At 52.9% G+C, this 16,115-nt stretch carries 15 protein-coding genes; 10 read left to right on the top strand and 5 right to left on the bottom strand.

What is annotated here, in order from left to right:
* Window positions 1-68: 68 nt before the first annotated feature.
* Together SOJ49_RS17790 and SOJ49_RS17785 are read right to left on the bottom strand one after the other, a co-directional pair.
* Window positions 69-1,124, bottom strand: a complete 1,056-nt coding sequence (locus SOJ49_RS17790) for a Rieske 2Fe-2S domain-containing protein (RefSeq protein WP_369855823.1) — start codon at window positions 1,122-1,124, stop codon at window positions 69-71.
* 115 nt (window positions 1,125-1,239) lie between these two features.
* Window positions 1,240-2,211, bottom strand: a complete 972-nt coding sequence (locus SOJ49_RS17785; protein WP_369855822.1) for a 2Fe-2S iron-sulfur cluster-binding protein — start codon at window positions 2,209-2,211, stop codon at window positions 1,240-1,242.
* A 236-nt stretch (window positions 2,212-2,447) separates the two neighbouring features.
* Between SOJ49_RS17785 and SOJ49_RS17780 the strand changes: the two genes are divergently transcribed.
* Window positions 2,448-4,226: a sigma 54-interacting transcriptional regulator gene (locus tag SOJ49_RS17780; RefSeq protein ID WP_369855821.1), complete on the top strand. Its 1,779-nt coding sequence runs from the start codon at window positions 2,448-2,450 to the stop codon at window positions 4,224-4,226.
* 24 nt (window positions 4,227-4,250) lie between these two features.
* Here the strand turns inward: SOJ49_RS17780 and SOJ49_RS17775 are convergent, their stop codons facing one another.
* Complete coding sequence (locus tag SOJ49_RS17775) at window positions 4,251-5,141, bottom strand: LysR substrate-binding domain-containing protein (RefSeq protein ID WP_369855820.1); 891 nt, start codon at window positions 5,139-5,141, stop codon at window positions 4,251-4,253.
* A 236-nt stretch (window positions 5,142-5,377) separates the two neighbouring features.
* Between SOJ49_RS17775 and SOJ49_RS17770 the strand changes: the two genes are divergently transcribed.
* The gene (locus SOJ49_RS17770; RefSeq protein ID WP_369858085.1) at window positions 5,378-6,307 is read left to right on the top strand and encodes a catechol 2,3-dioxygenase; all 930 of its coding nucleotides are present in this window, start codon (window positions 5,378-5,380) and stop codon (window positions 6,305-6,307) included.
* A gap of 332 nt (window positions 6,308-6,639) precedes the next feature.
* On the opposite strand, the gene SOJ49_RS17765 is transcribed toward SOJ49_RS17770, so the two are convergent.
* On the bottom strand, window positions 6,640-8,379 hold the full coding sequence (locus SOJ49_RS17765) for a sigma 54-interacting transcriptional regulator (RefSeq protein ID WP_369855819.1): 1,740 nt from the start codon (window positions 8,377-8,379) through the stop codon (window positions 6,640-6,642).
* A gap of 302 nt (window positions 8,380-8,681) precedes the next feature.
* On the opposite strand from SOJ49_RS17765, the gene SOJ49_RS17760 reads away from it, so the two are divergent.
* The 7 genes from SOJ49_RS17760 (at window position 8,682) to SOJ49_RS17730 (ending at window position 14,485) form a co-directional block, all read left to right on the top strand.
* Window positions 8,682-8,972: a phenol hydroxylase subunit gene (locus SOJ49_RS17760; RefSeq protein ID WP_369855818.1), complete on the top strand. Its 291-nt coding sequence runs from the start codon at window positions 8,682-8,684 to the stop codon at window positions 8,970-8,972.
* 153 nt (window positions 8,973-9,125) lie between these two features.
* Complete coding sequence (locus SOJ49_RS17755) at window positions 9,126-10,112, top strand: aromatic/alkene monooxygenase hydroxylase subunit beta (RefSeq protein ID WP_369855817.1); 987 nt, start codon at window positions 9,126-9,128, stop codon at window positions 10,110-10,112.
* A gap of 11 nt (window positions 10,113-10,123) precedes the next feature.
* Window positions 10,124-10,393: an MmoB/DmpM family protein gene (locus SOJ49_RS17750; RefSeq protein ID WP_369855816.1), complete on the top strand. Its 270-nt coding sequence runs from the start codon at window positions 10,124-10,126 to the stop codon at window positions 10,391-10,393.
* Between the two features lie 52 nt (window positions 10,394-10,445).
* Window positions 10,446-11,945, top strand: coding sequence for an aromatic/alkene/methane monooxygenase hydroxylase/oxygenase subunit alpha (locus tag SOJ49_RS17745; protein WP_369855815.1), 1,500 nt, complete (start codon window positions 10,446-10,448; stop codon window positions 11,943-11,945).
* Between the two features lie 193 nt (window positions 11,946-12,138).
* Complete coding sequence (locus SOJ49_RS17740) at window positions 12,139-12,501, top strand: phenol hydroxylase subunit P4 (protein ID WP_369855814.1); 363 nt, start codon at window positions 12,139-12,141, stop codon at window positions 12,499-12,501.
* Between the two features lie 4 nt (window positions 12,502-12,505).
* On the top strand, window positions 12,506-13,567 hold the full coding sequence (locus tag SOJ49_RS17735; protein ID WP_369855813.1) for an NADH:ubiquinone reductase (Na(+)-transporting) subunit F: 1,062 nt from the start codon (window positions 12,506-12,508) through the stop codon (window positions 13,565-13,567).
* 96 nt (window positions 13,568-13,663) lie between these two features.
* Entirely contained in the window at window positions 13,664-14,485 is an 822-nt protein-coding gene (locus SOJ49_RS17730) for an alpha/beta fold hydrolase (RefSeq protein ID WP_369855812.1), read from the top strand.
* Between the two features lie 192 nt (window positions 14,486-14,677).
* Here the strand turns inward: SOJ49_RS17730 and SOJ49_RS17725 are convergent, their stop codons facing one another.
* A complete protein-coding gene (locus SOJ49_RS17725; RefSeq protein ID WP_369855811.1) occupies window positions 14,678-14,905 on the bottom strand; it encodes a hypothetical protein in 228 nt (75 codons plus the stop codon).
* A 158-nt stretch (window positions 14,906-15,063) separates the two neighbouring features.
* Here SOJ49_RS17725 and SOJ49_RS17720 point away from each other — a divergent pair, with 158 nt between their 5' ends.
* Window positions 15,064-15,999 (top strand): catechol 2,3-dioxygenase, encoded by a 936-nt coding sequence (locus tag SOJ49_RS17720; RefSeq protein ID WP_369855810.1) that lies wholly within the window; start codon window positions 15,064-15,066, stop codon window positions 15,997-15,999.
* Window positions 16,000-16,115 lie beyond the last annotated feature (116 nt).

The raw sequence follows: 16,115 nt of genomic DNA, 5'->3' as shown, positions 1-16,115 counted from the left end.
GCTGTTGCTTCACAACAGCCCGGTCGAGTGGCAGAACGGAATCGATCAGCCGGTTCGCACGTTAGCCATCATAATGGCTGATGTTCCAGCGTAATCTGTTCAGCCAGTTTGCGACGCACCTTGACGGCGGCAATGTCACTGGGCAGCAAGACCGGCTTCAGGCTGAACAGGTCGGTGGTGCCCATTTGCTGGTGAACTGCATCCAGCACCGGGCCATCTTCGGTTTCAAAGGCATCGTGCATGGCTTTGGTTTTCATGGCGTTAAATTCCGCATCATCTTCCAGATGATTGCGCCGGGTACCAAAGAAATAGTGAGTTGAGTTCAGCGTTTCCGGAGTACAGGTATGCAGGTCGTATTGACCGACACAATGATGCAGATCCAGGCTGTCATTGTTCTGGGTGGCACCCACCGTCAATTGAATATTGGCCGGGGCGCTCCAGGTAATACCGATAAAATGCCGTGCTGAGGCTTCGGGGGCTGGCAGGAACTGGTTAAAAATCAGCATGGGTGGTGTCTGTTCCCATTCCCAGCGGGCCGACACTGTGTCTGCTGTTTCGGACAGTTGCGGCACCTGGGGTGACAGTTTGCCGCGAGTGGTGATGATTTCACCATGCAGATGGTCAATGTGGCTCAGATCCATCACGTTGTCGTTGATCAGCTCGTAGTTGCATTCCCGGCGCATGTAGGTGTAACCGACGCCGTTCGGGTGGCCATCAACCAGCGGGCCATAGTCGGGAATCAGGTCCGGGTTGGCTGGCTGGTTGCCCATCCAGATCCAGAGGAAGCCATAACGCTCCACCAATGGGAAAGACTGCACCACCGCTGCCTCGGGAATATGCTGGTTGCCATGGGGGTTGTGGTTGCACTTGCCGCTGCAATCGAAGCTCAGGCCGTGGTAAGGGCAGACCACGCTGTCACCGTCTCGCTTGCCTTGCGACAGCGGCACAAAACGGTGTGGGCAGCGATCACGCAAGGCAACCGGGGTGCCGTCCTGGCGGCGGTAGATCATGACGCTGGTGTCCAGCAAGGTGCGGCTGAACAGGGCCTCATCATCGACTTCGGTGGACAGGGCTGCGACGTACCAGATATTGCTCAGATAGGGGAGATTTTGCGTTGTTGTCATTGTTATATCTCATGTTGTGTTGAAGGGTGGCCGACGCTGTACGGCCATAGCGTGGCTGAGACTGGCTCAACCAAAACGGTGACTGAACGGGTGTTATGACTGGCTGCCCATCCGCCTAGATATCCAGTACCAGACGTCTGGATTTGGCGCGGGAGCAACAGGGTGTGAAACGATTGTTAGTGGCTTTTTCAGCCTCGGTCTGAAAATAGTCCTGATGATCCGGTTCGCCATCGATCACCGCCGTGAGGCAGGAGCCACAGATGCCCTGCTCGCACGAGATCGCCACCGGGACACCGGCTGCGATCAGCGCCTGGGCGGCAGACTGATCGGCAGAGACCGGGATAATCTGACCAGAGCTGGCCAGTTGCAGCTCAAATGCATGACGGTTGGACAGCGCCTCGTGGTTGGTAACGGGGGCTGAAAACTGCTCGTAATGCACCTGAGTGGTCGCCCAGAGGCAGGACTTGGCCGTTTCCGTCAGATGGCGAATAAAGCCTTCCGGCCCGCAGACGTAGAGATGGCTGGAATCCGGGTTGGCTAACAGCGCCGGGGCATCCAGTGGTGCGGTTGTCGGGTCGTCATCAAAGTGCAACTGCACCCGGCTGGCAAAGGCAGATGTTTGCAGACGATCGACAAAGGCGGCACGGGAACGCGAACGGGCACAGTAGTGCAGTTCAAAGTCCTGCCTTTGCCGCTGCAGGCTTTCGGCCATGGCCAGAATCGGGGTAATACCGATGCCTCCGGCAAACAGCCGGTAGCGTGGAGAAGGCTGGAGTGGAAACAGATTACGCGGTGCGCTGATGGTGAGTGTGTCGCCTGCTTGCAGGGTCTGGTGAATCGCCAGCGAGCCACCCCGGCTCAACGGATCCAACAGGATTCCCAGTTGGTAGTGGTCGCGTTGTGCCGGGCTGTTGCAGAGCGAATATTGACGCACCATGCCATTGGCAAGGTGGATATCGATATGGGCACCGGCCTCAAATTCGGGTAATAAACTACCGTCTGGTGAAACAAGCGTTAGGCCAATAATATCTTCTGCCAGCGTGAGTTTTTGCTGAATACGTACGGTGAAAAGCAATGGACCGGTCATGGCCTGCTCCCTTGATCATTTTTATTATTGTTCAAAGTCCCGGTTGTCGGGCTGACTAGGAGATAGCAACCGATATGCCAGTTTTTTAATTCTTGTAACATATTGAATTTTATGGGAATTTAATTTTATTGCTGATGGTTTAATAGACTGCTTTAATAAAATGATGAAATTCAGCAATTGCTTAAATAAAGAAAATTGCTCTAATAATAAAAATAAACAGGAGGTGGGAAACTGCTATGTCAGCCCACAACCAACATCAGACGTTACATCCGATCCGTGAATTTATTGATGATCAGGCACTGGCGGAAAAACTCCGCTTTGCACCCGATAGTGGACTTATCCAGCTGTTTGAAAATCGCATGTTACTGGTGCATGGATTTTCTCTGGCCGCGCTGCGGCGGGAGTTGATCGAACGCTTGGGGCTGGACAAGACCCGAGAGATGTTCACCCGGTTGGGCTATCAGCAGGGCGTGGCCGATGCCCGCTCGCTGATCGAGTCCGAAGGCGGTCAGACAGACACCAAGCTGGCGATGTTGCCGAGGCTGCGGGAACTGCAGGGATTCGTTCGTAATCAGGCCGTCGACCGCATGCACTTCAATGAGCAGACCGGTGATTTTTGGGGCGATTATTACTGGCAATCGTCATGGGAAGCCGATGCTCATCTGCAGCATTACAGCATCAGTGGTATTCCGGCTTGCTGGATGATGACGGGTTACGCCTGCGGTGCAACCACGACCATTATGGGGCGTCCGATTCTCTGGCGCGAGGTAGAATGCGTTGCCATGGGTCATGCTCGTTGTCGCGTGGTTGGACAGCCGTTAGATGAGTGTGACGACTCCGCCGAACACCTGAAGTTTTTACAAATCGAGGACTTTGTGGCGGCACCAGGCCGACGACCGCCACCCCGGCAGGACAAGGGTTTTCAACTGGCCGACATCAGCAGTTTACCCGATCTGGTCGGTGCCTCCGCCAGCTTTAACGCAGCGGTACACTTGTTGAAACGGGTTGCCCCGACAGATGCCACGGTACTGCTGAAGGGCGAAAGCGGCGTTGGCAAGGAACGTTTTTCGAAAACCCTGCATGCGATTGGTCCCCGTGCGGATAAACCGATGATCTCGGTAAACTGCGCTGCGATTCCGGCAGATCTGGTCGAGGCAGAACTGTTTGGCGTGGAAAAAGGCGCTTTCACCGGGGCGACCGTATCGCGCCCAGGACGATTTGAACGAGCCGATGGCGGCACCCTGTTTCTGGATGAAATCGCCAGCTTGCCACTCCATGCCCAGGGCAAATTGCTGCGGGTGCTGCAGGAAGGTGAAGTTGAACGGGTCGGTGACATCCGGGTTCGGGCGGTGGATGTGCGTATTGTTGCCGCTGCCAATCGTAACCTGCGCGACGAAGTCAAAGCCGGACGTTTCCGTGAAGACCTGTTCTATCGGCTGAATGTTTTCCCCATCGAAATACCTCCACTGCGGGAACGCCGGGAAGATCTGCCGCTGATGGTCAGCGTGTTTGTAAAACGTTATTCGCAGCGCTTTAACAAGGTGATCAAGGGCATCACACAGCGCGCCAGCGAAGCCTTGTGGGCTTATGAATGGCCCGGCAATGTGCGGGAACTGGAAAATATCATCGAAAGAGCAGTTATTCTGGCGGATAACGACGCCAATATCGATTTACACCATTTGTTTTCCGGTGATGAAGACAATCTGGAAATCCTGTTCAAACTGGGGCCGGATGGCGAATTGACCCGTTCCGGCAGGGGAGAGCCGAGTGCTGCTGCGGATATCAGGGTGACTGAACATCCGTTACCCTCGGTTGGTGGCGGTAGCAGAGATGGACTGATTGCCTCGTTTCTGGATACTTTCGGTTCGCTGGAAACCATGGAAACCAGCGTGCTGGACTATGCCCTGGCACAAAGTGGCGGCAATCTCTCGGCCGCAGCCAGACTGCTGAAAATGACCCGAGCCCAGTTTGAATACCGGTTGAAAAAATATCGACAGTTGCAGCGCTCGCACTGACGAGCATAGTGCTCGCCAGTCCAACTAAGTCAGCGCGGTTGTCCTTACGGTCTCCAGGAACGAGGTCAGGATCGGTGACTCCCGGTCTTTCAGATACACGCAACTGAGGTCGACCGAAGCGGCTTCCGACAAGCCTTCAAAGGGTTTGAATATCACGCCGGGCAGCCCGAGTTTGGTGGCGGACTGAGGTACAACACACACGCCAAAACCACTGGATACCAGCGCAACACCGGTGACGGCATCACCGACCTCCTGCACAATATTGGGCAGAAATCCCTGTTCCTGGCAGAGGTTGACAATCTTGTCGACAAAGTTGGGGCGGCCAGAATTGGGAAAGGCAATCAAGGGTTCGTTTTCCAGTACCCGGAAAGGCAAGGCAGCAAGGGCAGCCAGCGGCGATTGCACATTCACGGCAATGTACAGTTTTTCGGTGCCAATCACTTCGCTGACGATATCGGGCAGCGGTGCCAGCATGCGGTTAAATCCGACCGTGATACGGCGCTGGCGTAACGCCTCGATCTGCTCGCCTTTCTCCATATTGTGCAGCACCACATTGACGTCGGGATGGCGGTTGCGGAACGCCAATAGCAGCTTGGGGATGGTATCGAAAATGGCCGAACCAAAAATCCCGACATCCAGGCGGCCCAGTTGGCCTCGGCCAGCACGCTGGGTGCGTTCGGCCGCCAGTGCGACGACCGAACGGATATTCCTGGCTTCTTCCAGAAACATGGCACCGGCTTCGGTCAGTTCAACGCCCTTGGGGGTACGGACAAACAACTGCACTCCCAGATTCTCTTCCAGTTGCTGAATCTGACGGGTGAGAGGTGGCTGGGAAATATGCAGTTTCAGCGCTGCCCGGCCAATATTGCCTTCTTCTGCAACTTCAATGAAATAGCGGATCTGGCGAAGTTCCATACGTCATTCCTGGGATGGCCAACGAGATCTTAATACCTTATTGGCATGAAGTGGCCGGGTCAATAGTATTAGACGAGTATCGGGTGCTGGGATAATTTGAGGCTCATATGGTGTGAAATCGATCATCGCCAACCGTCGGCAAGACGACGTTTTATGGTGAGTTGACCGTTTCTGCATCCGCTGATTTTTAAAAATACCCACTGTGAAAATAACAAAAAGGGGACAGCAAGATGGCAATGACAGGTGTTTTACGTCCAGGGCATGCCCAGATTCGGGTAATGAATCTTGAAGAAGGGGTTCATCATTACCGGGACATCCTCGGCATGACCGAAACCGGGCGAGATGATCAGGGCCGCGTCTATCTGAAATGCTGGGAAGAGTACGATCACAGCAGTGTGATTCTGCGTGAAGCCGACTCCGCCGGTATCGATTTTTTTGCTTTTCGCGTGCTGGATAACGCGACGCTCAACAAGCTGGAAGCCGACCTGATTGAATACGGTTTGCCAACCACCCGTATCCCGGCCGGAGAACTGCTGGAAACCGGTGAGCGGGTGCGCTTTACCCTGCCGTCCGGCCACGATATTGAACTGTATGCCGAGAAGACCCGTATTGGTAACGGCCTCGGTGGTATCAACCCGAACCCTTGGAACGAAGGGGCTGAAAAAGGCATTGCGCCACTGCGTCTTGATCACTGCCTGCTGTATGGGCCAAATGTGATGGAAGTGCAGAAGATTTTTGAAGATGTACTGGGCTTTCAGTTGGTGGAGCGTTCACTGACGCCGGATGGCGAAGCCAATATGGGTATCTGGATGACCTGTTCCAACAAGGTTCACGATATTGCCTTTGTTGAACACCCGGAACCCGGCAAGCTGCATCACCTGTCATTCCTGTTGGATAGCTGGGAAAAAGTGCTGCGTGCTGCCGACCTGATGTCGATGAACGATGTACCGGTCGATATTGGCCCAACCCGCCATGGCATCACCCGTGGGGCGACCATTTATGCCTGGGATCCATCGGGTAACCGCTTTGAAACCTTTATGGGTGGTTATACCGTGTATCCAGACAGTGAGGTATTAACCTGGACCTTTGAAGGACTGGGAGAAGGCGGCGGTCTGGATTTTGCGCAACGTAAATTGCATGAATCCTTTTTGACGATCGTAACCTGATTCAAACGCGATTGGTTGCCGGGTTGTTTGAGGGTCATATCGACCTGACCCGGCTGCACAAGTTGCCACTGGAACTCACAATCAGTCTGGATTAGTAACCCTGAGAACCCGGTGCATATAATCATCCGGGTACCGTGGACACTGTTAAAATACTGCGACTATTGCCAGAGTATTAAGAATATTGTTGGCCTCTTGGAATATTCCGGTTTTGACCTTTGGCGGGTGCAATTGTCGCCTTTTTTGCCCCGCTTTTTTTACCCGCCTTTTTACACCGATATATCCTTTCTTGTTATGTAAATTATTATTTTTGGCTGTTTCTGTTTTGGCTGTTTCTACTGCGAATCGTTCTTTTCCATATCATTCAGCTTCTTTAATCGATAGGACATGGCCGCCCGGCTGATACCCAATAACTGCGCTGCATGGGTGATGTTATTAGCGGATTGTTCCATCGCTTGTTGCAGCATCTGTTTTTCTACTTCTTCCAGCCCGACACCACCGTCGATCAGGCTGCGGATATGATTCTGCTGCACAATCAGCTGGGACGTGCTGGCCGACAGTGAACCGTTCTGGTCGATTACATTCAGCGGATGCGACGGTTCCATCAACGATGGAAACAGATTACACAGATCAATTGATGTACCGTTGTCGGTGAGAATAACGCCTCGCTCGATCATGTTTTCCAGCTCGCGAATATTACCTGGCCATTTGTAGCGAATCAGCGACTGCATGGCCTTGTCGGTGATGCCAGCCAGCTGTTTACGGTAAAGGTTCTGGTATTTTTCGAGAAAATATTCCGCCAGCAGGGGAATGTCCTGTAGCCGTTCGCGTAGTGGTGGAATTCGCACCGGGAAAACGTTCAGCCGGAAAAACAGGTCAGCCCGGAAGCGACCTTCCTTGACGGCTTTTTCCAGATCTTCGTTGGTGGCTGCGACCACTCGGACATCAATGGCGCGGGTCTGGTTATCGCCGACCCGCTCCAGTTCACTTTCCTGCAAAACCCGTAACAAGGTTGCCTGGGCGCGAGGGGAGAGTTCGATGACTTCGTCGAGAAAAATAGTGCCACCGTTGGCCCGCTCAAAACGGCCTTCACGGCTGACGGTCGCCCCGGTAAATGCGCCTTTTTCGACTCCGAACAATTCCGCCTCGATCAGATCCGGTGGAATACAGGCGCAGTTGACGGCGATAAACGCTTTATTGGCCCGATCGCTGGCGTTATGCAGCCCGCGCGCGACAACCTCTTTGCCGACGCCGGTTTCTCCCTGTAATAACACCGTGGCCCGACTCTGGCTGGCTTTGCGAATCAGCTGACACACCTGCATAAAGGCTTCCGATTGACCGACTGAATTGGTCAGCAGATCGTCATCCAGTGCACCCTGGCGGAAGCTGGCTTTCAGATGACAGACCTGTTGTTGCAGCGAGAACAGCTCATCGGCGAGGTGGTCGGGTGTCATCAACCGCTGCATGGCTTCACGGTCTTCCCACTGTTCTGCCGGTTTGCCGACAATTGAACAGTGTTCATGTCCCATGCCCCGACACTGCACTTCCTTGTACAAAATGGGCATGCCCAGAAAGGCCGACGTATAACCACTGGCGTACCCCAGCAGCGTCCAACACACCGGTGAGTCAGACAGCTCATGCTTGGCCAGATACTGATCCGCCTCATACGAGCCGTGCCAGTCGAACTCACCATAAAAATGATGGATCGACGGATCCAGCTGCACTTTTTTGGCGACCACCAGTGCAATACCTTCGATGGCATGGAGCTGAACCCCGGCCATAAACCCCTGTTCCAGAGACATATGGCTGCGTATTTTGTGGGCGACTTCGGCATCTCGCTGGCCTGACTGGTAGCCAAAACGCATGAGAAACCCCCGCGCCCGTTCCATCCCCATGGACGTCACCAGCTCCTCCCGCAGAATGCCCATATCACTGGCATGAATCAGCAGCATGCGGGCTTCCTGCAGCCATATTTCGCCTTTTTCATGGCAAAAGCGGATTTGGGAAATCAGATCTTTGGCATCCGGTACTTCGGGTGGCTGCACGTTATTTGATGTCGCTGATGAAGTTGTCATAGGTATCTTTTTATTGTTTTGGAATTGCCGTCGACGGTCATATGCGATGTAGCAGGTTCTGTTTTTGCTGCATCGGAATCGAATCGGTTAATTATATCAGTTACCGCCGCAACGCATGACCTGATCATATCATGAGGCTATTTCGGTCGCCTGATGAATTGCTCAGGTACGGAGGGTTATATCGGCGATATAGCCCCTGTTCTGGCCTGAAATGTAGCGTTGTTTGTGGCATACGTCTTGCTGATATACCTGGGTACAGAAGATCACTGGTTAGCTAAAAATAATAAACAGGTTATTTCAGTATGCATGAACTCAAATATGAATCCTCAAACACCCATTTTAATGAAGCAACTCGCTATATCCGTGTGCGTAGCCCGGAAGGTGCCCGCTTTGTTGAATTCGATTTTGCTATTGGAGATCCGACCCTGTTTGTCGAACTTATTATGCCGCCAGCGGTATTTGAGACCTTTTGTCGCGCCAATAACGTCATCGAAATGACCGAAGCACAAAAGCAGACAGTGGATGCTGAAACGGCGAAATGGCGCTACGGCGAAGATACGCTGATGGCTGATAACCATTCCCGAACCCACTAGCAGCTATTGAATATTCGCCTGCGTTGGCATCACTGGGTGAAAAGCGATCAGAAAATGCACAGTTAATCGCCATACATACATGTCGCGTATCTGGCCATTTTTACCAGTAGCTACTGACTCTGAAAACAACAACAACCAATCAGGACGTCAATTATGACTGTAGAAATCAAAACCTCGACGCTGGAGCCGGTGCGCCAGACCTTCGCCAATCTGGAACGTCGCTTTGGCGACAAGCCAGCCTCCCGTTACCAGGAAGCCACTTACGATCTTCAGGCTGAAATCAACTTTCACTACCGTCCGTTATGGCAGCCAGACAAAGAACTGAACGACCGTTCGAGAACGGCTGTGGCCATGGCCGACTGGTACGACCTGAAAGACCCACGCCAGTTCTATTACGGCACCTACGTACAGCAACGCGCCAAAATGCAGGAGCAAGCCGAGAACAACTACAGCTTTTTTGAAAAGCGCGGCTTGCCAGAACACCTGTCGGACGCAGTCAAGGCCAGTCTGGTTCGACATCTGATTCCGCTGCGCCATGTCGAACACACCGCCAACCTTAACAACGTGTATGGCTGCTCCATCGGTTTTGGTACATCCATAACCCAGGCGCTGCTGTTTAACGGTATGGATCGTTTGGGCATTGCCCAGTACCTGTCGCGGATTGGCCTGATTCTGGATGGTAATAGCGGTGACCTGCTTACGCAGGCCAAGCAACTCTGGATGCAAGACCCCATCTGGCAAGGCATGCGTGCCCTGTGTGAAAAAACCCTGACGGTACAGGACTGGTTCGAAACCTTTATTGCCCAGGATCTGGTGATCGACACCTTGGTCTTCGAGCTGTTTTACGTGCAGTACGATCAATGGCTGAACGCCAATGGCGCGCAGGACGTCGGCATGTTGACCGAATTTATGCGTGAGTGGAATCGTGACAACAGTCGCTGGATCGACAGCGTACTCAAGACCGCCGTAGCAGAATCCGACGCCAACAAGGCACTGATAGGCCAGTGGCTGAACGACTGGCGTGGCCGCGTCGCCGAAGCGCTGGCTCCAGTGGCGCAGGAGCTCTGTGGTGGTACGGCATCACTGGAAGATGCCTTGCTGGCACTGGATAAACGTACCGCCAAACTCGGCCTGTCCTGAAGGGGAACCCCATGTCCAAAGTGTATTTGATCCTGCAAGACAACGACGTCTCACGCTATATCGTCGAAGCGGTAGAAGAAGATAACCCAGAAGTCACGGTGATCTACCAGCCCGCCATGATCCGCATGGAGCAGGAGAACCTTATGGTGGTGAAGCGGGAAACCGTAGAAGAAAAACTCGGCCGTGATTGGGACGTGCAGGAACTGCATCTGAACCTGATTTCCCTGGGTGGCAACGTGGATGAGGATGAAGACCGGCTTGAGCTGAGCTGGGTGCTTTGAAAGCCGTCTGCCCCCGACGCCTGACCCAACAAAAATAACAAGGAGCCACATCATGGCTGTAAAAAAACTGAATTTGAAAGACAAATACAAGTTACTGACTCGCGATCTTGACTGGGAATTCTCCTACGAAGATCGCAAGCAGGCCTTTCCTTACGAAGATTTTGAGGGCATCAAGATCAACGACTGGTCGAAGTGGGAAGACCCTTTCCGTTTGACCATGGACGCTTACTGGAAATACCAGGCCGAGAAAGAAAAGAAGCTCTACGCCATTTTTGATGCATCGGCACAGAATAACGGTCACCTGAACGTCTCTGACCCCCGTTATATGAATGCCATCAAATTGTTCCTGACCGGTATTTCACCGCTGGAATATCAGGCTTTTCAGGGCTTTGCCCATGTTGGCCGCCAGTTTGGCGGCGTCGGTGCCCGCGTGGCTTGTCAGATGCAGTCCATCGACGAACTGCGACACGTACAGACCCAGATACATGCCATGAGTCAGTACAACAAGTTCTTTGATGGTTTCCAGGACTGGAGCCATATGCACGACCGGGTCTGGTATCTGTCGGTGCCAAAATCCTTCTTTGATGATGCCCGCACGGCAGGCCCGTTCGAGTTCCTGGTAGCGATCAGCTTCAGCTTTGAGTACGTACTCACCAACCTGGTATTTGTACCCTTTATGTCGGGCGCGGCACACAACGGCGATATGGCGACGGTGACGTTCGGCTTTTCGGCCCAGTCCGACGAAGCCCGCCATATGACCCTGGGTCTGGAAGTGATCAAGTTCCTGCTGGAACAGGACGAAGCCAACGTACCCATCGTGCAGAAGTGGATTGACAAATGGTTCTGGCGTGGCACCCGTATGCTCAGTCTCGTCGGCATGATGATGGACTATATGCTGCCGAACAAGGTGATGAGCTGGCAGGAAGCCTGGGAAGTTTACTTTGAAGAAGCCGGTGGTGCGCTGTTCAAGGATCTGGCCCGCTACGGCATTCGCAAGCCGAAGTACGTTGAGACCACTGAAAAAGAAAAAGAACACATCAGCCATCAGACCTGGTGGACGTTTTACACCTTCGGCCATGCTGCGGGCTTCCATACCTGGATTCCGACCGAGAAGGAAATGGATTGGCTGAGCGAAAAGTACCCTAATACCTTCGACAAATACTACCGCCCACGCTGGGAGCTGGCGCAAAAACTCGAAGACGAAGGCAAGCGTATATACAACAAGGCGCTGCCGCAGCTATGTAACACCTGTCAGATACCAATGCTGTTTACCGAAATGGACAACCCCGGCCAGCTCTCCTACCGGATGTCGGAATACAAGGGCGACAAATACCACTTTTGCTCGGACGGCTGTAAAGACATCTTCGATGACGAGCCGGAAAAATACGTTCAGGCCTGGTTACCGGCACACCAAATTTTCCAGGGCAACTGCGGTGGCCCGGGGATGGAAGAGGTGCTGCGGGATTATTACAACTTTAATCTCGGAGCCGACAACCTCGACTTTAAAGGCAGTCCGGATGAAAAGCGCTGGAAGGAATGGAAATCAGCCTGACCCCACCGGATGTGGTGGGCGCGAAGCGGACAGGGACAGGAGCGAAACGGACAGGGACAGGAGCGAAACGGACAAGGACGGAGCGAAACGGACAGGGACGGAGCGAAACGGACAGGGACAGAGCCCGTCCCTACGGAAAAAACAACACCGAGCCTGACAGCAGATGTCAGGCTCCAGACAAGAGAATAACAATATGGCTGTTCAAGCAATCACGCCAGACTATGTCGGCGAAATCAAAGACAAGATCGAAAACTTCCACGGCAACCAGGTGGTGTACGCCGGTTGGGACAGACACCTGATGTTCCCGGCGGCCTTCGCCTGGCCAGTGCCACCGGCGATGCCATTCAGCGACTTTCGTGACCAGGTCATGGGCGAAGCCTTTGGGATTCATCCTGAATGGGAACAGATCAACTGGGATACCGTTGTCTGGCTACTGGATGGCCAGTCCTTCACACCCGATATCAACAAAGGCCTGGCGGAACAAGGCATTGGCCACAAGTCACTGTTGCGATTTACCACACCGGAACTGACCGGTTTCCAGGGCGCAGGGGTATAACAGCATGAGCTACATGGTCACCATTGAACCCACTGGCGAGCAGATTGAGGTAGAAGAAGGGCAAACCATTCTGGATGCAGCGCTGCGCCAGGGGGTCTGGTTACCCTTTGCCTGTGGCCACGGCACCTGCGCCACCTGCAAATGCCAGGTGCTGGAAGGGGATGTCGATGTTGGTGCTGCGTCGCCGTTTGCCTTGATGGACATGGAAAAAGACGAAGGCAAAATTCTCGCCTGCTGTGCCATCCCGGAAAGCGATCTGGTGATAGAAGCCGACATCGACGTCGACCCGGATTTTGCCGGACACCCGGTAGAAGACTTTGACGCAGAAGTAACCGACATCATCAACCTGTCGCCCACCATCAAGGGTGTTCATTTCCGTCTGGATCGGGATATGGCTTTTCAGGCCGGGCAATACATCAACCTGATTATTCCCGGCGTTGAAGGCAGTCGCGCATTCTCCATTGCCAATACACCGTCACAAGCCGACACCCTGGAACTGCATGTCCGTTTGGTGCCCGGTGGTGCCGGTACGACCTGGCTGCACAATCAGCTCAAGGTCGGCGACACACTCACCATCTCCGGCCCTTACGGCCAGTTCTTCACCCGCAAATCGGACGACAAGGACGTGATCTTTATCGCCGGGGGTTCCGGCCTGTCCAGCCCGCAATCCATGGTGCTGGATCTGCTCGAAGAAGGCGACAGTCGCCAGATCTACCTGTTCCAGGGAGCGCGCAACATCAGCGAACTGTATAACCGCGAGATTTTCGAAACCCTCGAACAGCAGCACAGCAACTTCCACTACATTCCGGCACTGAATGCCCCGGAACCCGACGACCAGTGGCAAGGCTTTACCGGCTTTGTCCACGATGCTGTCAATGCCCGGTTCGATGGCAAATTCGAAGGCCACAAAGCCTACCTGTGTGGCCCGCCACCGATGATCGACGCCGCCATCAGCACCCTGATGCAAGGGCGACTGTTTGAACGCGATATTCATATGGAGCGATTTGTTACTGCTGCCGATGGTGCGGAAGAACAGCAGCGTTCGGCCTTGTTTAAACGGATTTGAGTTTAAACGGATTTGAGTTTAAACGGATCTGAGTTTAAGGGGCCAACTATTTAATTCAGCATTCTATAAATGCGGATGATGTAATCGGAGAGTGTCATGACCAATCCAGAAATATCGAAAAATGTCGTAGCGGCGAATATTCAAACGAATTATCACGACAGTGGCGAAGGGCCTGTGGTTATTCTGATTCATGGCTCTGGCCCTGGTGTGACCGCTTATGCCAATTGGCGGTTGAATATGCCAGCTATTAGTGAACATTTTCGTGTTATCGCCCCAGATATGGTCGGTTTCGGATTCACCGAACGGCCTGCTGATTTCGAATACCGCATGGAGAATTGGGTTGATCATATTATTGGGCTGATGGATGCCCTGGATATTGAAAAAGCCCATGTTGTTGGCAATTCCTTTGGCGGCGCCTTGGCCATTGCTGCTGCGGTAAAATACCCGGAAAGGGTGGATCGAATGATTCTCATGGGTTCTGCCGGTACAAAATTTGAGCTCACGGATGGCTTGAATGCAGTTTGGGGCTATGAGCCATCGATTGCGAATATGCGTAAACTGCTTGATGTTTTTGCCTATGATCGCTCGCTTGTGACCGATGAATTAGCTGAACTGCGTTATAACGCCAGTATTCAGCCCGGATTTCAGGAGTCTTTTGCGCGTATGTTCCCAGCGCCGCGCCAGCGTTGGGTCGATGCCCTGGCCAGTTCGGATGAAGCGCTACGAGCACTGGCTAACGACACGCTGATTGTGCATGGACGCGAAGATTTTGTCGTGCCGCTGTCTGCCGGTCTTCGTCTGGCAGAACTTATTGAGCGGGCAGAATTGCATGTATTTGGTCGTTGCGGGCATTGGACTCAAATAGAACATAAAGACCGCTTTAATCAGCTTGTCGTCAATTTTTTTAAAGGAGCATAAGCTGCTGACCGGCAGCGGTTTTTAAAACGATTGCTGTCGTGATTTTAAACCAGATTGATTAAACATCGGCGAAAGGTACTCGTTTATTATTCATAAACGGTACTGTATCGCCGATTTTTTTTGCCCTCTGCCGAACAGGGAGTTTCCTGCTGTTTTTATGGCGGATCAATCCAAAGTCGGGATATCCTTTTGTCAAAAATGGTTGACTGATTCTTGCCGGGTAATCCCCTTTTTTTTGCTGCTGATTTTTAACATCCAAAGCACCCCAATAAACCATAAAATCCCGCTTTTTAGCCATAAACCGAAGCCTATTTGTGCCATATATCCACGATCTGGAAGCACCTCTGCGACCGTGCTTGAGGCAATCTGGATAATCAATCCATTGCCGTCATCCGACGTTAAAAAAACAATTTTTCTCATCGAGTATTGACCTGGCACTAAGTCAATGATGCTCGTCAAAATACAATACTTCATGCAAAAACAGTATTGGACTCTTTCCTATTAGGTATTAGATCGGAATGGTGTCGCTGGATACCTTAATCGTCTAACTGGTAAACAATAACAAGAGGTATCAACTGATGGCGATTCAAGGTGTATTGCGGCCGGGTCATGCTCAGATCCGGGTGCTGAATCTCGAACAGGGCGTTCATTTCTATCGGGATGTGTTGGGCTTGCTGGAAACCGGCCGGGATGATCAAGGCCGGGTCTATTTCAAGGCCTGGGATGAGCAGGATCATAACAGTGTGGTGATTCGTGAAGCTGATCGTGCCGGGATCGATTTTTTTGCTTTCAAGGTGCTGGATAACGACACCCTGCTCCATTTTGAGCGCGCATTAAACGACTATGGTCTGGAAACCAGTCGTATGCCTGCTGGCGAGATGCTGGAAACCGGCGAGCGGGTGCGTTTCACTTTACCTACTGGTCATCTGATCGAACTGTACGCCGACAAGACGTGGGTGGGCAACGACAGCGCTGAGTTGAATCCGGCACCCTGGAATGCCAACGCCGAAAAAGGCATCGCCCCTATTCGTATGGATCACTGCTTGCTGTATGGCCCGGATACTGCGGCTGCCAAAAAGATTCTGATTGAGGTGCTGGGCTTTCAGTTGGTTGAGCGCACCCTGACCCCGGATCGGGAGGGTGAAATTGCGCTCTGGCTCAGCTGTTCCAACAAGGCCCATGATATCGCCTTTGTTGAACATTCCGAGCCTGGCAAGCTGCACCATGTCGCCTTCCAGCTGGAAAGCTGGGAGAAGGTATTACGTGCGGCTGACATTATGGCGATGAACGATGTGCCGGTGGATATTGGCCCCACTCGCCATGGTATTACCCGAGGTTGCACCATTTACGCCTGGGATCCTTCCGGTAACCGGTTCGAAACCTTTATGGGCGGTTATCAGACCTATCCGGATCACAAACCGATCACCTGGACATTTGAAGGGCTGGGCGAGGGCGGTGGTCTGGATTACGCGCATCGCAAGTTACACGACACGTTTCTAACGGTTGTTACCTGATATTTTTGCAGACGGCCAGCGGGGTAAACACCCCGTTTTCTGGCCTGCGGCTGCGGCTTTTTTCGGCTCGATTAAACTCATTACCCGGCTGTGCACAAAACGGATAAACCTTATCC

Source organism: Candidatus Thalassolituus haligoni (genome assembly GCF_041222825.1).
Classification (GTDB): domain Bacteria; phylum Pseudomonadota; class Gammaproteobacteria; order Pseudomonadales; family Oceanobacteraceae; genus Oceanobacter; species Oceanobacter antarcticus.
Note: the sequence above shows the minus strand (reverse complement) of the source record. Positions and strands in the feature narration are given on the sequence as shown.

Excerpts from the sequence above, each read along its gene's own strand:
- SOJ49_RS17790 (WP_369855823.1), bottom strand. The coding sequence starts at position 1,124 with ATGACAACAACGCAAAATCTCCCCTATCTGAGCAATATCTGGTACGTC.
- SOJ49_RS17785 (WP_369855822.1), bottom strand. The coding sequence starts at position 2,211 with ATGACCGGTCCATTGCTTTTCACCGTACGTATTCAGCAAAAACTCACG.
- SOJ49_RS17780 (WP_369855821.1), top strand. The coding sequence starts at position 2,448 with ATGTCAGCCCACAACCAACATCAGACGTTACATCCGATCCGTGAATTT.
- SOJ49_RS17775 (WP_369855820.1), bottom strand. The coding sequence starts at position 5,141 with ATGGAACTTCGCCAGATCCGCTATTTCATTGAAGTTGCAGAAGAAGGC.
- SOJ49_RS17770 (WP_369858085.1), top strand. The coding sequence starts at position 5,378 with ATGACAGGTGTTTTACGTCCAGGGCATGCCCAGATTCGGGTAATGAAT.
- SOJ49_RS17765 (WP_369855819.1), bottom strand. The coding sequence starts at position 8,379 with ATGACAACTTCATCAGCGACATCAAATAACGTGCAGCCACCCGAAGTA.
- SOJ49_RS17760 (WP_369855818.1), top strand. The coding sequence starts at position 8,682 with ATGCATGAACTCAAATATGAATCCTCAAACACCCATTTTAATGAAGCA.
- SOJ49_RS17755 (WP_369855817.1), top strand. The coding sequence starts at position 9,126 with ATGACTGTAGAAATCAAAACCTCGACGCTGGAGCCGGTGCGCCAGACC.
- SOJ49_RS17750 (WP_369855816.1), top strand. The coding sequence starts at position 10,124 with ATGTCCAAAGTGTATTTGATCCTGCAAGACAACGACGTCTCACGCTAT.
- SOJ49_RS17745 (WP_369855815.1), top strand. The coding sequence starts at position 10,446 with ATGGCTGTAAAAAAACTGAATTTGAAAGACAAATACAAGTTACTGACT.
- SOJ49_RS17740 (WP_369855814.1), top strand. The coding sequence starts at position 12,139 with ATGGCTGTTCAAGCAATCACGCCAGACTATGTCGGCGAAATCAAAGAC.
- SOJ49_RS17735 (WP_369855813.1), top strand. The coding sequence starts at position 12,506 with ATGAGCTACATGGTCACCATTGAACCCACTGGCGAGCAGATTGAGGTA.
- SOJ49_RS17730 (WP_369855812.1), top strand. The coding sequence starts at position 13,664 with ATGACCAATCCAGAAATATCGAAAAATGTCGTAGCGGCGAATATTCAA.
- SOJ49_RS17725 (WP_369855811.1), bottom strand. The coding sequence starts at position 14,905 with ATGAGAAAAATTGTTTTTTTAACGTCGGATGACGGCAATGGATTGATT.
- SOJ49_RS17720 (WP_369855810.1), top strand. The coding sequence starts at position 15,064 with ATGGCGATTCAAGGTGTATTGCGGCCGGGTCATGCTCAGATCCGGGTG.